The sequence below is a fragment of the Nocardioides sp. Leaf374 genome (assembly GCF_916862475.1).
Lineage (GTDB): Bacteria > Actinomycetota > Actinomycetes > Propionibacteriales > Nocardioidaceae > Nocardioides > Nocardioides kribbensis.
Genome location: NZ_CAKASO010000017.1, coordinates 1 through 14,205 on the forward strand (window position 1 = coordinate 1; position 14,205 = coordinate 14,205).

The window sequence follows — 14,205 nt, forward strand, 5'->3', positions numbered from 1 at the left end:
AGGCCAGCCGGGTGGCCCCGAGCAGCGCCAGCGGGCCGGGGGCGGGCACCGGTGCGGCGCCGGCGCCGGTGGCGTGCCACGGGGTCTCGCGGTCGAGGGCGGCGTCGACCAGCGCCGCGAGCAGCCCGGGCTCGGTGGCGGCGGGCAGCAGCAAGCCGAGCTCGGCGGCGGCCAGCTCGTCGAGCGCCGCCAGCCAGGCGGTCGTGGGGCCGGTGGGGCCGAGGTGGCCCGCCGGCACGCCCACCTGCACGACGACGTCGTCGGCGAGGGCGCCCTCTCCGCGCGCCGCGTCGACCGCGGCGACGACCCGGCGGGCGTTGCCGGCCAGGTCGTCGAGGTCGCGCAGCGTCACCGCCAGCCTCGTCAGGCACACCTGCGGCCGGCGTGCGCACCACCCGGCCGGACCGGCCAGCTGGCCGGCCCCGCCGGTGACCGCGACGGCCACGGCGAGCCGGCCCTCCTGCGGCAGCGCCAGCCGCGGCAGGTCGGTGTCGGCGACGAGCGCCGCGCCCGGCAGGGAGCCGAGGCGCTCGTCGTACGACGGGGGGAGGGCGGGGTCGCTCACGACCGCGTCGGCGAGGGCGTGGGTCCACGGTGCGGGCACGACCGGCAGCCTAGAGGGCCGGAGCCGGCCACACCGGGGCCACGGCGACGTCGCCGTCCGTTCACCGCGTGCCGCCACGGTGACCCGCGTGCGCATCGCCCAGCTGGCCAACTTCATCGGCCCCTCCTCCGGCGGCATGCGGACCGCCGTCGCCGCGCTCGGGCAGGGGTACGCCGCGGCCGGCGCGCGACGGCTGCTCGTCGTGCCGGGCCCGGTCGACGCCCGCACCGAGACCCCGGAGGGCGACGTCGTGCAGCTGCGCGCGCCGCGTGTCGGTGGCGGCTACCGCCTGATCGTCGAGCCCTGGCGCGTCACCGACGTGCTGGAGGACTTCGCGCCCACCTCGGTGGAGCTCAGCGACAAGACGACGCTGCTGCCCGTGGCGCGCTGGGCCCGTCGCCGTGGGGTCGGCAGCGTGCTCTTCTCCCACGAGCGCCTCGACGACATGCTCGCCCTGCGCACGGGCCTCGACCTCGGGGCCAAGGCCTCGGTGCGCGTGCTCAACCGGTTGCTCGTGCGCAGTGTCGACACCCTCGTGGTGACCTCCGACTACGCGCGCCGCGAGTTCGCGCAGGTCGCCGCGGCCGCCGGCTGCCCTGTCGCGCAGGTGCCGCTCGGGGTCGACCTCGCGACCTTCCGCCCCGACCCGTCGCGCCCGACGGCGGGGCCGGAGCTGCGCCTGGTGCACGTCGGCCGGCTCTCGCGGGAGAAGTCGCCGCACCTGGCCGTCGCCACCGCCGTGGAGCTCCACCGTCGCGGGGTGCCCGTGCGTCTCGACGTCTACGGCGAGGGCCCGCACCGCGACGAGCTGGAGGCGCTGGCGGGCGCCGCGCCGGTGCGCCTGCACGGCTACGTCGCCGGTCGCGCCGAGGTCGCCGGTCGGCTGGCCGCGGCCGACGTCGCCCTGTCGGTGTGCCCGGGGGAGACCTTCGGGCTGGCCGTGCTCGAGGCCCTGGCCTGCGGCACCCCGGTCGTCACCGCCGACCGCGGTGGCGCCCGCGAGCTGGTCGACGCCGCCTCGGGCGCCTGGGGTGCGCCCGACGCCGCCTCCCTGGCCGACGCGGTGCTGGAGCTCGCGGCCCGGCCGGAGGGTGCGCGCCGGGCGGGCGCCCGGGCCCGCGCCGAGCTCTTCACCTGGCCGCAGGCGGTCGACGCGATGCTCACCGTGCACGCACGCGTGTCGGGGCGGGCCAGGCTGTCGGCCTGACCCGCCCCGAGGCGGTGCTGCTGGGTGCTGCTGGGTGCTGCCGGGTGCTGTCGGGTCAGCCGACCTTGACCACGTGGGTGCCGCCGGCGAACTTGTCGTGCCAGCCCTGGCGCTGGGCCTTGTCGCCGTTGATCTGCACGGCGATGACGATGACGGCCACGAGGGATGCGAGGTTGCCGATGATCCCGAGGAACGGGACCAGCGCGGCCAGGCCGAAGGCGAGGAAGATGTTGCGCTTCACCGCGGTGGCGAGGGTCGGGTTGCCGCCCTCGGGGGCGACCACGCGCAGCTTGAGCAGCTGCTTGCCCAGCGTGGCGCCGCGGGAGGACTCCAGGAAGCCGTAGTAGGCGAGGTTGATCACGACACCCAGCAGGATCGCAGCCGCGGCGGCGGCGTAGCTCTGCTCGTCGGTGCCGTCGGTGGCGACCACGTTGCCGCCGAAGACCAGGCCGATGATGAAGCTGACGACGAGCAGCAGCACGCCGTCGATGAGCCGGGCCAGGAAGCGCTCGAGCAGACCCGCGGGCACCGCGCCGCCCGGCTGGCCGCCGTACTGCGGAGCGCCGTACTGGGGAGCCCCGTACTGCGGTGCGCCGTAGCCGGGCTGGCCGGCGCCCTGCTGGCCGTAGGGGTCCTGCGGGTTCGGGGGGTTCGGCGGGTCGTAGGACGACATGGTCTCTCCTGGGTGGGGCTCGGTGGGTGCTCGCACACCTCGGGGCCCGCAATCTAGCGGCGCGGTGCGGGCGCGAGCCAGGTCTGCCACCCGGGCAGGTGTGGTGGCGCTGGTGCGCCGGAGCATGATGGTGCCCATGAGCCGCACCGCCCCCCGCCACGACATCGACGAATCCGACCTCGAGGTCGGCGGCACCGCCCACGCCGCTGCCGGGAAGACCGCGGTCGCGGTCTCCATGAAGCGCTCCATCGAGCAGATGGGTGTCGTGCGCACCGCGCAGACGCTCCTCAAGCTCAACCAGGCCGACGGCTTCGACTGCCAGGGCTGCGCGTGGCCCGACCCCGACCCGTCGCACCGCCACACCGCCGAGTTCTGCGAGAACGGCGCCAAGGCGGTCACCGAGGAGGCCACCAAGCGCACCATCGGCCGGGAGTTCTTCGCCGCCCACCCCCTGGCCGAGCTGCGCGAGCGCACCGACTACTGGCTGGGCCAGCAGGGTCGCCTCACCGAGCCGATGGTCGTGCGGGCCGGCGGCACCCACTACGAGCCGATCAGCTGGGACGACGCCTTCGCCCTCATCGGCGGCCACCTCAAGGGCCTCGACAGCCCCGACGAGGCGGTGTTCTACACCTCGGGCAAGACCTCCAACGAGGCGGCGTTCGCCTACCAGCTCTTCGTGCGCGCCTTCGGCACCAACAACCTCCCCGACTGCTCCAACATGTGCCACGAGTCGACCTCGGTCGGCCTGGCCGAGGTGATCGGCATCGGCAAGGGCTCGGTCAGCCTGGAGGACATCCACGTCGCGAAGCTCATCGTGATCGCCGGCCAGAACCCCGGCACGAACCACCCGCGCATGCTCAGCGCGCTGGAGATCGCCAAGAAGAACGGCGCGAAGATCCTCGCGATCAACCCGCTGCGCGAGGCCGGCCTGGTGCGGTTCAAGAACCCCCAGACGCCCAAGGGCATGGCGCTCAACGGCACCGAGATCGCCGACATGCACCTGCCGGTCAAGATCAACGGCGACCAGGCGCTCTTCCAGGCCATCGGCTCGCTGCTCCTGGAGTGGGACGCCCTCGACCACGACTTCATCGAGCGCCACACCACCGGCTTCGAGGCCTGGGCCGAGACCGCCCGCGCGCTCGACTGGGACCTCGTCCTGCGCGCCACCGGCCTGAGCCGTGAGCAGATCGAGGCGGCCGCGCGGATGTTCGCCGAGTCCGACGCCACCACGATCTGCTGGGCCATGGGCATCACCCAGCACCGCAACGGCGTGGCCACGGTCAAGGAGATCTCCAACCTCGCCTTCCTGCAGGGCAACATCGGCAAGCCCGGTGCGGGTCTGTGCCCGGTGCGCGGGCACTCCAACGTGCAGGGCGACCGCACGATGGGCATCTGGGAGCGCCCGCCGGCGCACTTCCTCGACGCCCTCCAGGCGGAGTTCGGCTTCGACCCGCCGCGCGAGCACGGCGTCGACGCGGTGGCCGCCGTGTGCGAGCTGCGCGACCGCAAGATCAAGGTCTTCTTCGGCATGGGCGGCAACTTCGTCTCGGCGATGTCGGACACCACGGTCACGGAGGCGGCCATGCGCAACGCCGACCTGACCGTGCACGTCTCGACCAAGCTCAACCGCTCGCACGTCGTGCACGGCACCGAGGCCCTCATCCTCCCCGTGCTGGGCCGCAGCGAGAAGGACCACACCGGCGGCCGCGAGCAGCGCATCACCGTCGAGGACTCGATGTCGGCCGTGCACGCCTCCAAGGGCCCGCTCAAGCCGGCCTCGGAGCACCTGCGCAGCGAGGTCGACATCATCTGCTCGATGGCCCAGGCCACCATCGGCGAGCGCCACGACCTCCCCTGGGACGCGTTCCGCTCCGACTACAGCGAGATCCGCCACCGCATCGCGCGCGTCGTGCCCGGGTGCGAGTCCTACGACGAGAAGGTCGCCCAGCCCGGCGGGTTCGTCCTGCCGCACCCGCCGCGCGACTCCCGCACCTTCCCCACGAAGGTCGACAAGGCCGTCTTCACCGCGATCCCCACCGAGATCCTCGAGGTGCCGCAGGGCCGGCTGGTCCTGCAGACCATGCGCTCGCACGACCAGTTCAACACCACGATCTACGGTCTCGACGACCGCTACCGCGGGGTGAAGAACGGTCGCCGCGTGGTGTTCGTCAACCCCGAGGACATCACCGAGCTGGGCCTGGTCGACGGCCAGATGGTCGACCTGTGCAGCGAGTGGGAGGACGGCTCGCGGCGCGAGGCCCCGGCCTTCCGGGTCGTCTCCTACGAGCAGCCCCGCGGCTGCGCGGCGGCCTACTATCCCGAGACCAACCCCCTGGTCCCGCTGGAGTCCAAGGCGCTCGGCAGCAACCAGCCGGCCTTCAAGTCCGTGATCGTCACGCTGCGGCCCACCGACGCGGTCGCCGGCGACGAGATCAACAGCAACGCCGGGGTGCTCTTCGACCCCAGCGTTGACGCCGACGACGAGGGCAAGCACTGGGTCGAGCCCGACCAGCTCTCCTGACCGGCCCCGGCCCAGGACGGAGCAGCGGTGAGCAACCTCGAGGAGCGCCCCGACGAGGTCACCTGCGCCGCGGGGTCGACGACCGTGGAGGTCGTCGCCCCGCGGCTGGTGCCGTTCGGTGGCCCGCGCGGCATGACGGTGCGACGCACGCTGCCCCAGCGAGGGCGCTCCCTCATCGGCGCGTGGTGCTTCCTCGACCACTACGGGCCCGACGACGTCGCCTCCACCGGCGGCATGGTCGTCGCACCCCACCCCCACACCGGCCTGCAGACCGTGAGCTGGCTGTTCACCGGCGAGGTGCAGCACCGCGACAGCCTCGGCACGGCCGCGATGGTGCGCCCCGGGGAGCTCAACCTCATGACCGCCGGCCGGGGCATCAGCCACTCCGAGGTGTCGCCCCCCGGCACGACCACCCTCCACGGCGCGCAGCTGTGGGTGGCCCTGCCCGACGGCGCCCGCTTCGTCGACCCCGCCTTCGACCACCACGCACCCGCACCGCGCACCGGGGACGGCTGGGTGGCCCGGGTGTTCCTCGGGTCGCTGCTGGGGGAGACCTCCCCGGTGTCCACCCACACCCCGTTGCTGGGCGCCGAGCTGCTGCTGGAGCCCGGGGCCCGGCTCGACCTCGACGTCGACCCCTCCTTCGAGCACGGGGTGCTCGTCGACACCGGCTCGGTCCACGCGGCGGGGGAGGCGGTCGAGGCCCACGAGCTCGCCTACGTGCCACCGGGAGCGGGCGTCCTGGCCCTGCACGCCGGCGCCGAGGGGGCGCGCCTGCTGGTGCTCGGCGGCCCGCCCTTCGGGGAGGCCATCGTGATGTGGTGGAACTTCGTGGGCCGCGACCACGACGAGGTCGTCGCCCACCGCGCGGCCTGGCAGGCCCAGGTCGAGGCCGGCGCGGGCGCCGACGGCTCCCCCGACCACGCCGTCGACGGTCCCTTCGGCGTCGTGCCCGGTGAGTCGCTGGCGCCGATCCCGGCCCCCGACCTGCCGCGGGTGCGGCTGCGCGAGCGCCGATGAGCGGCACCGGGGTGGGGCCCGTCGTGGGGGAGGACGGCGTGGCACGGTGCCCGTGGGCGGGTGCGCCCGGCACGATGCGCGACTACCACGACCAGGAGTGGGGTCGGCCGGTGTCCGGGGAGTCGGCGTACTTCGAGCGGCTCACGCTGGAGGCCTTCCAGTCGGGTCTGTCGTGGTCGACGATCCTGGCCAAGCGCCCGGCCTTCCGCGAGGCGTTCCTCGGCTTCGACGCCGAGCGGGTGGCCGCCCTCGACGCCGCCGACACCGAGCGGCTGATGGCCGACGCCCGCATCGTGCGCAACCGCCGCAAGATCGAGGCCGCGCTCACCAACGCCGCGGCGACGGTCGCGCTGCGCTCCTCCGGTGGCCTGGAGGCGCTGGTGCTCGAGCACGCTCCGCAGGCTCCTCCGGCCCCGCACCACACCGGGGAGCAGCAGACCACCTCGCCGGAGTCCACGGCGCTGTCGAAGGCCCTGAAGCGGCACGGCTACGCCTTCGTCGGGCCGACCACGATGTTCGCCCTCATGGAGGCCGTCGGCGTCTTCGACCCCCACCTGCTCGGTTGCCACCGCAGGGGCGAGGTCACGCAGTAGCGTCCCGGCATGCGCGTGCACGCCTTCACCGACGACGCCCTGGCCGACCACGACGCCGTCGGCCTGGTCGCCGCGCTGCACAGCGGCGAGGTCTCGGTGCGCGAGGTCGTCGATGCGGCCATCGCCCGGGTGGAGCGGGTCGACCCGGTCCTCGGCGCGGTCGCCCACGCCGCCCACGACCGGGCCCGCACCGAGGCGCTCGACCCCCGGCCGGGCTTCTTCGCCGGGGTGCCGACGTACCTCAAGGACAACGTCGCGGCGGCGGGGATGCCCACGGGCGACGGCACCGACGCCTACACCGCGCCGGTGGCGAGGCGCGACGGCGACGTGGCCCGGATGGTCCGTGCGACGGGGCTCGTCGTGCTGGGCAAGACCCGGCTCTCGGAGTTCGGCTTCAACGCGGTCGCCGAGCACCCCCGCCTGGGGCCCGTGCGCAGCCCCTGGTCCACCGACCACCCGGCCGGGGCCTCGTCGGCCGGCGCCGCCGCGCTCGTGGCCGCAGGGGCGGTGCCGCTGGCCCACGCCAACGACGGAGGCGGCTCCATCCGCATCCCCGCCTCGGTCAACGGCCTGGTCGGCCTCAAGCCCACGCGCGACCGGCTGGCCCAGGACCGCGTGCACCGCGACATGCCCGTGCGCATCGTCAGCGACGGGGTGCTGACGCGCTCGGTGCGCGACACCGCCGCCTTCCTCCGCGAGGCCGAGCGGGTCTACCGCGCGCTCCACCTCCCGCCCGTGGGCGACATCACCCGCCCCGGTCGTGCCCGGCTGCGCGTGGCGTTGAACACCACCGGCCTGCGCCACGGCGCCAGCCCCGAGGTCGCGGCGCTGACCCGGGGCGTGGGCGCGCTCCTCGAGGACCTCGGCCACCACGTCGAGGAGGTCGCCGAGGTGCCCGCTGACGCGTCCCTCCCCGACGACTTCCTGCTCTACTGGGCCTTCCTCGCCTCCGCCGTGGTCCGCACCGGCCGCCTGGTCCACCGCCGCGACTGGCACCCCGAGCGGCTCGACCACCTCACCCGCGGGCTCGACCGACACCTGCGGCGCCACGTGCACCACCTGCCCGCGGCACTGCTGCGGATGCGCCGGGCCCCCGACCGCTCCGCGGCCTTCTTCGCCCGTCACGACGTCCTGCTGACCCCCACCGTGGCCCACGAGACGCCGCTCCTGGGCCACCTGTCACCGACCCTCGACCACGCCACGATCGTGGAGCGGCTGCTGGCCTGGGTGGCCTTCACCCCGGTGCAGAACGTCACCGGCGACCCGTCGGTGTCGCTGCCCCTGGCGACCACCTCCTCGGGGCTCCCGCAGGGGGTCGTGCTGTCCGCCGGCGCGGGGCGCGAGGCCCTGCTGCTCGAGCTGTCGCTGGAGCTCGAGCAGGCCCGCCCGTTCGCCTCCGTGAGGGGGCCCGGAGCGGCTCCCGGGGCCGTGTCCTGAGCGTCGCTGCGGGCCGATTTTTCGATCCCGCCCGGCGTGTGTATGGTTCTCGGTCGTTGCCCCTTTAGCTCAGTCGGCAGAGCGTCTCCATGGTAAGGAGAAGGTCTACGGTTCGATTCCGTAAAGGGGCTCTGGCACAGGCGTGACGCCCCCCGGGCTACTCTGGGGGGCGCACTCCTGCCCGTGTGGCGGGGTAGCTCAGGTGGTTAGAGCACACGACTCATAATCGTGGTGTCGCGGGTTCGAGTCCCGCTCCCGCTACCAATCTCCGCACCCATCGACGACCCGCAAGGACTTCCCGTGGCCAGCAAGAGCTCCGACGTTCGCCCCAAGATCACGCTCGCCTGCGTCGAGTGCAAGGAGCGCAACTACATCACCAAGAAGAACCGCCGCAACGACCCCGACCGGCTCGAGCTGGCGAAGTTCTGCCCCCGCTGCCGTCAGCACCAGGCTCACCGCGAGACCCGCTGACGCCGCGTCCCCGACGCTCCACGACCCGCCCGGTCCCACCGGGCGGGTCGTCTGCTTTCCACGGGCCGTCCTCCAGGGCCACGCCGCGTCGTCCCGGCCGTCGGCTGCGACTAGGTTGGGGAGCATGCCAGTCGACTCCTCGCTCGTCGGTCGTGCCTACCCGCCCACACGGCCCTACCCGGTCTCGGAGGAGCGCCTCCGGGCGTTCGCGGAGGCCTCGGGCGGCTCCTGGGAGGGTGGCCCGGCCCCCGCGACGTTCCCGATCGTGCTCGCCTTCGACGCCATGAACGACTTCCTCGAGGCCGAGCAGGTCGAGCTGCGCCGCATCGTCCACGGCGAGCAGCGCTTCACCTACGCCCGCCCGGTGGTCGCCGGCGACGTGCTCACCGCGAAGCTGACCGTGGCGACGCTGCGCCAGATCGGCGGCAACGACATCATCGGCACCAGCAGCGACATCTCCGACGCCGACGGTGCGCTCGTCTGCACCGCCACCGCCACCCTCGTCCACCGGGGCGAGGCGTGAGCGCGGTGCCGGGGGCGGGTGCCCTGGTGAAGGGCGCCGTGCTGGAGCCGCGCACCTTCTCCGTGACCCGTGCCGACCTGGTCCGCTACGCCGGCGCCAGCGGCGACTTCAACCCGATCCACTGGTCCGAGCGCGTCGCGACGTCGGTGGGTCTGCCGGGGGTCATCGCGCACGGCATGTTCACGATGGCCCTCGCCGCGCGGGCGGTGGCCGACTGGACCGACGGCGCCGAGGTGGTCGAGCTGGGCTGCAAGTTCACCCAGCCGGTCGTCGTGCCCGACGACGAGGACGGGGTCGAGGTCGTGGTGGGCGCGAGCGTCAAGGAGGTCGCCGACGGTCTGGCCACCCTCGCCCTCGAGGTCACCTGCGGGGGCACGAAGGTGCTCGGCATGCCCCGTGCCGTCGTGCGCGCATGAGCGAGCGGCTGGCCGACCACACCACCCTGCGCGTCGGGGGTCCGGCGCAGCGCTTCGTCACCGCGACCACCGAGGAGGAGCTCCTCGCCGCCGTGCGCGAGGCCGACGCGGAGGGGACCCCCGTGCTGGTGCTCGGCGGCGGGAGCAACCTGGTCGTCGCCGACGAGGGCTTCGCGGGCACGGTCGTCGCCGTCGCCACCCGTGGGGTGCGGCCCGACGTCGACCCCGAGGAGGCCGCCGCCTGCGGCGGGGTCATGGTCGAGGTCGCCGCGGGGGAGGGCTGGGACGCCCTCGTCGCCCGTGCCGTCGAGGCCGGGTGGGCGGGCATCGAGGCCCTCGCCGGCATCCCCGGCGCGGTCGGCGCCACCCCGATCCAGAACGTCGGAGCCTACGGCCAGGAGGTCGCCTCCACCATCGCCTCGGTGCGCGTCTGGGACCGGGTGGGCGCCCGGTTCCTCACGCTGGCCAACGCCGAGTGCGGCTTCGGCTACCGCCACTCCCGCTTCAAGGCCGAGCCCGCGCGCTTCGTCGTGCTCAGCGTGACCTTCCAGCTGCGCGTCGGCACCCTCGGCGAGCCGGTCCGGTACGCCGAGCTGGCGCGCGCCCTCGGCGTGGAGGTCGGCCAGCGCGCCCCGCTCGCCGACGTGCGCGCGGCCGTGCTCGGACTGCGCCGCGGCAAGGCCATGGTGCTCGACGCCGCCGACCACGACACGTGGAGCGCGGGCTCGTTCTTCACCAACCCCGTCGTGGCCCCCGGCGACCTCCCCGAGGGCGCCCCGGCCTGGCCGCAGCCCGACGGCCGCGTCAAGACGTCGGCGGCCTGGCTGATCGAGCACGCCGGCTTCGGCAAGGGCCACGGCTCGGGCCCCGCGACGCTGTCGACGCGTCACACGCTCGCCGTCACCAACCGCGGTGCGGCGCGGGCGGCCGACGTCCTGGCGCTGGCCCGCGAGGTCCGCGACGGCGTCGAGGCGCGCTTCGGCGTACGCCTGGTCAACGAGCCGGTGCTGGTGGGCTGCTCGCTGTGACCCCGGACCGGGTCCTCAGACCGAGGAGCCGGCGACCGCGAGCGTGACCAGCAGCACCGCCGCGAGCACGCCCAGCGCGAGCAGCGCGGTGCCGACGATGCCCAGGACCATGCCGGTGTTGGCCTCGCTGCGCCCGCTCCAGCGGCCCGGCTCGGCCTCGATCTCCCGCTTGGCCCTCGCCCCGACGTACCACGCGAAGGGCGACACCAGCACGGGCAGGCCGCACACGAACATGCCGCCGATCGCCACGATGCCGAGCACGAGGGCGGTGTTGGCCTGCGGGTGGGTGGTCGTCGGGGCCGCGTACCCGTAGGGCTGGCCGGCCCAGGGCTGCTGTCCGTAGGGCTGGGCGTACGGCTGGCCGTAGGGCTGCTGTCCGTAGGGCTGGGTCGCGGGCGGCTGTCCGTAGGGACCCTGCTGGGAGGAGGACCCGTAGGGGGCCTGCGGCTCGGGCGGCTGGCCCTGCCCGGACGCCGGAGCGTCGCCTGACCGTCCGGCGCCGCCGTAGGGCTGGTGCGTGGGGGGCATCGTCTCGTCGGGGTCGCTCACGGGGCGATCCTCCCACCCGGGGCGCGTTCGCGGGGGCCGCCGCGGCGATCGGGACCGGGTGGCCGGGAGCAGCCGACCGGGTGCCGGGCGCGGGAGCCTAGGGCGCAGGGGCCCGCAGCCAGTCGTCGACCTCGGCGAGCGCGCGCTCGCGCAGGTCGTCGGGAGCCCGGGAGGCCCGCAGCGACATCCGGGCCAGGTCGGCCAGCTGCGCGTCGTCGAGGTCGTGGGCGGCGCGCATCGTGGCGTACTGCCCGGCCAGGCGCGAGCCGAAGAGGAGCGGGTCGTCGGCGCCGAGGGCGACCTGGGCACCGGCGGCCAGCAGGGTGGGCAGCGGCACCGAGGTGAGGTCGCTGTAGACGCCCAGGGCGACGTTGGAGACCGGGCAGACCTCCAGCGCCACACCGGCCGCGACCAGCTCGTCGAGCAGGCGCGGGTCCTCGGCCGAGCGCACGCCGTGGCCCAGGCGGTCGGCCCCCAGGGCGTCGAGGCAGCGGCGCACCGAGGCCGGCCCCAGCAGCTCCCCACCGTGGGGGGCGAGCAGGAGGCCGGCGCGGCGGGCGATGGCGAAGGCCGGGCCGAAGTCCTCGGTCACCCCGCGGCGCTCGTCGTTGGAGAGCCCGAAGCCGACCACGCCCCGCCCGGCGTACTGCGCGGCGAGCCGGGCCAGGGTGCGGGCGTCGAGCGGGTGGCGGGTGCGGTTGGCGGCGACGACCACGCCGATGCCCAGGCCCGTGGCGCGCGAGGCCTCCGCCACGGCGTCGAGCACCAGGTCGGTGAAGGCGGTGATGCCGCCGAAGCGGGCGCCGTAGCCGCTCGGGTCGACCTGGATCTCCAGCCACCGGCCGCCGTCGCGCACGTCGTCCTCCGCGGCCTCGCGCACGAGCCGGCGCACGTCGGCCTCGGTGCGCAGCACCGAGCGCGCGACGTCGTAGAGCCGCTGGAAGCGGAACCACCCCTTCTCGTCGGCGGCGCTCAGCCGGGGCGGCCAGTCCTCCACCAGGGAGTCGGGCAGTGCGATGCCGTCGCGCTCGGCCAGCTCCAGGAGCGTGGCGTGGCGCATCGACCCCGTGAAGTGCAGGTGGAGGTGGGCCTTGGGCAGGGCCTGGAGGTCGCGCACGCCGGCCATCGTAGGGCTGGTCGCCCAGGGCGCCCGGACCGGTTTTTGGCGCCTGCCGGGTGCAGTGCGTAGAGTTCTCGACTGGCGGTCTGTCCACATGCTTCGGCATGCCCGCGGTCCGCCGGAGGGCACTAGCTCAACTGGCAGAGCATCGGTCTCCAAAACCGAAGGTTGGGGGTTCAAGTCCCTCGTGCCCTGCAGGACAACCGGTCGGACCCGACCGGTCGGACTCAACGAGGAGAGGTGACGGTCGTGTCGGACAGCAAGGCGGTCCGCGACCCGGGCGACAGCAGCACCGCGAAGCGCACGAGCCTGCCGACGTTCTACCGCCAGGTCGTCGCCGAGCTCCGCAAGGTCGTCTACCCGACCCAGGAGCAGCTGGTCACCTACTTCTTCGTGGTGATGGTGTTCGTCCTCGTGATGATGGCGCTCGTGTCGGCCCTCGACCTCGGCCTGGGCCGCCTGGCGTTCGCCGTCTTCACCGGCAACGCCGCGCAGTAGCGACGCGCACCCACCGCCGGCCCCCCGGGGCGGGCACCCGGCACCGGCCGACGCCGTGCCGACGACGAGACACAGACCTGATGGAGCACTTGTGACGGAGCAGCACGACTCGATCGAGACCGAGGAGACCGACGCGGCCCTCGAGACGTCGGGCAACCCCGACGAGGCGCCCGGCGCCGTCGACGAGCTGGGTCTGCCCCTCCAGGCGACCGAGCCCGTGGACGTGGTCGAGGACACCAGCGACTCCGAGGGCCTCCCCGGTGACGACGCCGAGGCCGACGCAGCCGATGAGGCCGACGGCGGGTCCGACGGTGACGAGCCCGACGAGGACGACCCGCTCGAGCGCTTCCGCCGCGAGCTGTGGGCCAAGCCCGGCGACTGGTTCGTCGTGCACACCTACTCCGGCATGGAGAACCGGGTGAAGTCCAACCTCGAGAACCGCATCATCTCCCTCAACATGGAGGACTACATCCACGAGATCGTGGTCCCCACCGAGGAGGTCGCGGAGATCAAGAACGGCCAGCGCAAGATGGTGCGACGCACCGTCCTGCCGGGCTACGTCCTCGTGCGCATGGACCTCACCGACGAGTCGTGGTCGGCCGTGCGCCACACGCCGTCGGTCACCGGCTTCGTCGGCAACAGCCACCAGCCCGTGCCGCTGACCATGAGCGAGGTCGAGGACATGCTCGCCCCCGCCGTCGTGGCCCGCGCCGAGGCCGAGGCCGTCGCGACCGGCACCTCGACCCCCGGCAGCGCCACCACCGCGAAGAAGCCCGTCGAGGTCGCCGACTTCGACGTGTCCGACTCCGTCATGGTGGTCGACGGTCCGTTCGCCACGCTCCACGCCACGATCACCGAGATCAACGGTGAGTCGCAGAGGGTCAAGGCCCTCGTCGAGATCTTCGGCCGGGAGACCCCGGTCGAGCTGAGCTTCAGCCAGATCCAGAAGGTCTGAGGCCCGGCCGCCCCCGAGGCGGCCAGCACCACGCACATGTGGCAGGGGGACCGCCCCCGTCATGACCACGGAAGAGAGAAGTAGAGATGCCTCCGAAGAAGAAGATCGCCGCACTGGTCAAGGTGCAGCTCCAGGCCGGCGCCGCGACGCCGGCCCCGCCGGTCGGTACCGCCCTCGGTCCGCACGGTGTCAACATCATGGACTTCTGCAAGGCCTACAACGCCCAGACCGAAGCCATGCGCGGCAACGTGATCCCGGTCGAGATCACCATCTACGAGGACCGGTCCTTCACCTTCATCACGAAGACCCCTCCGGCCGCCGAGCTGATCAAGAAGGCCGCCGGCCTCAAGAAGGGCTCGGGCGTCCCGCACAAGGAGAAGGTCGGCAAGCTGACCAAGGACCAGGTGCGCGAGATCGCCACGACCAAGCTCCCCGACCTGAACGCGAACGACATCGACGCCGCGATCAAGATCGTCGAGGGCACCGCCCGCTCCATGGGCATCACCACCGACTGACGCACCACCTCCACGCACCACGTGGCAGGGCCGCGCTGGCCCACCTGACCACACCTGGCATTCGACGAAAAGAGA

Annotated in this window: 16 protein-coding genes and 3 tRNA genes; 15 read left to right on the forward strand and 4 right to left on the reverse strand. The window is 73.8% G+C overall.

Features of this window, described 5'->3' with window-relative positions:
• A partial coding sequence (locus tag LPA27_RS09760; RefSeq protein WP_416383237.1) for a hypothetical protein occupies positions 1-604 on the reverse strand: 604 nt, incomplete at its 3' end.
• A 79-nt stretch (positions 605-683) separates the two neighbouring features.
• On the opposite strand from LPA27_RS09760, the gene LPA27_RS09765 reads away from it, so the two are divergent.
• The gene (locus LPA27_RS09765) at positions 684-1,811 is read left to right on the forward strand and encodes a glycosyltransferase (RefSeq protein WP_228942301.1); all 1,128 of its coding nucleotides are present in this window, start codon (positions 684-686) and stop codon (positions 1,809-1,811) included.
• A 55-nt stretch (positions 1,812-1,866) separates the two neighbouring features.
• Here the strand turns inward: LPA27_RS09765 and LPA27_RS09770 are convergent, their stop codons facing one another.
• Positions 1,867-2,484, reverse strand: a complete 618-nt coding sequence (locus tag LPA27_RS09770; RefSeq protein ID WP_228942302.1) for an RDD family protein — start codon at positions 2,482-2,484, stop codon at positions 1,867-1,869.
• Positions 2,485-2,620: 136 nt separating this feature from the next.
• Between LPA27_RS09770 and LPA27_RS09775 the strand changes: the two genes are divergently transcribed.
• The 10 genes from LPA27_RS09775 to LPA27_RS09820 all read left to right on the forward strand — a co-directional run bounded on the left by LPA27_RS09775 (position 2,621) and on the right by LPA27_RS09820 (position 10,493).
• Entirely contained in the window at positions 2,621-5,005 is a 2,385-nt protein-coding gene (locus LPA27_RS09775) for an FdhF/YdeP family oxidoreductase (RefSeq protein WP_082500468.1), read from the forward strand.
• Between the two features lie 27 nt (positions 5,006-5,032).
• Complete coding sequence (locus LPA27_RS09780) at positions 5,033-6,025, forward strand: pirin family protein (protein WP_228942303.1); 993 nt, start codon at positions 5,033-5,035, stop codon at positions 6,023-6,025.
• Positions 6,022-6,618, forward strand: a complete 597-nt coding sequence (locus tag LPA27_RS09785) for a DNA-3-methyladenine glycosylase I (RefSeq protein ID WP_056864796.1) — start codon at positions 6,022-6,024, stop codon at positions 6,616-6,618. The genes LPA27_RS09780 and LPA27_RS09785 overlap by 4 nt, the downstream gene beginning before the upstream one ends.
• A gap of 9 nt (positions 6,619-6,627) precedes the next feature.
• Positions 6,628-8,055, forward strand: a complete 1,428-nt coding sequence (locus LPA27_RS09790) for an amidase (RefSeq protein WP_056905344.1) — start codon at positions 6,628-6,630, stop codon at positions 8,053-8,055.
• Between the two features lie 58 nt (positions 8,056-8,113).
• Positions 8,114-8,186 (forward strand) — tRNA-Thr (locus LPA27_RS09795).
• 56 nt (positions 8,187-8,242) lie between these two features.
• A tRNA-Met gene (locus tag LPA27_RS09800) sits at positions 8,243-8,319 on the forward strand.
• Between the two features lie 36 nt (positions 8,320-8,355).
• Positions 8,356-8,526 carry a 50S ribosomal protein L33 gene (gene rpmG / locus LPA27_RS09805; protein WP_056864794.1) on the forward strand — a complete coding sequence of 57 codons (171 nt, stop codon included), beginning with the start codon at positions 8,356-8,358 and terminating at the stop codon, positions 8,524-8,526.
• Between the two features lie 124 nt (positions 8,527-8,650).
• A complete protein-coding gene (locus LPA27_RS09810) occupies positions 8,651-9,049 on the forward strand; it encodes an FAS1-like dehydratase domain-containing protein (RefSeq protein WP_056905345.1) in 399 nt (132 codons plus the stop codon).
• A complete protein-coding gene (locus tag LPA27_RS09815) occupies positions 9,046-9,465 on the forward strand; it encodes a MaoC/PaaZ C-terminal domain-containing protein (protein WP_416383238.1) in 420 nt (139 codons plus the stop codon). Before LPA27_RS09810 ends, LPA27_RS09815 begins: the two co-directional genes overlap by 4 nt.
• Complete coding sequence (locus LPA27_RS09820; RefSeq protein WP_228942304.1) at positions 9,462-10,493, forward strand: UDP-N-acetylmuramate dehydrogenase; 1,032 nt, start codon at positions 9,462-9,464, stop codon at positions 10,491-10,493. Before LPA27_RS09815 ends, LPA27_RS09820 begins: the two co-directional genes overlap by 4 nt.
• 15 nt (positions 10,494-10,508) lie before the next feature.
• On the opposite strand, the gene LPA27_RS09825 is transcribed toward LPA27_RS09820, so the two are convergent.
• Positions 10,509-11,042 (reverse strand): DUF4190 domain-containing protein, encoded by a 534-nt coding sequence (locus tag LPA27_RS09825; RefSeq protein WP_228942305.1) that lies wholly within the window; start codon positions 11,040-11,042, stop codon positions 10,509-10,511.
• Between the two features lie 97 nt (positions 11,043-11,139).
• Positions 11,140-12,168: an adenosine deaminase gene (locus LPA27_RS09830; RefSeq protein WP_228942306.1), complete on the reverse strand. Its 1,029-nt coding sequence runs from the start codon at positions 12,166-12,168 to the stop codon at positions 11,140-11,142.
• 116 nt (positions 12,169-12,284) lie between these two features.
• Between LPA27_RS09830 and LPA27_RS09835 the strand changes: the two genes are divergently transcribed.
• From LPA27_RS09835 to rplK, 4 genes are all read left to right on the forward strand, one after another.
• Positions 12,285-12,357, forward strand: a tRNA-Trp gene (locus LPA27_RS09835).
• Positions 12,358-12,411: 54 nt separating this feature from the next.
• On the forward strand, positions 12,412-12,660 hold the full coding sequence (secE, locus tag LPA27_RS09840) for a preprotein translocase subunit SecE (protein ID WP_056865227.1): 249 nt from the start codon (positions 12,412-12,414) through the stop codon (positions 12,658-12,660).
• A gap of 91 nt (positions 12,661-12,751) precedes the next feature.
• Positions 12,752-13,615 (forward strand): transcription termination/antitermination protein NusG, encoded by an 864-nt coding sequence (gene nusG / locus LPA27_RS09845; protein ID WP_162242282.1) that lies wholly within the window; start codon positions 12,752-12,754, stop codon positions 13,613-13,615.
• An 86-nt stretch (positions 13,616-13,701) separates the two neighbouring features.
• A complete protein-coding gene (gene rplK / locus LPA27_RS09850) occupies positions 13,702-14,130 on the forward strand; it encodes a 50S ribosomal protein L11 (protein ID WP_056864789.1) in 429 nt (142 codons plus the stop codon).
• Positions 14,131-14,205: the final 75 nt, after the last annotated feature.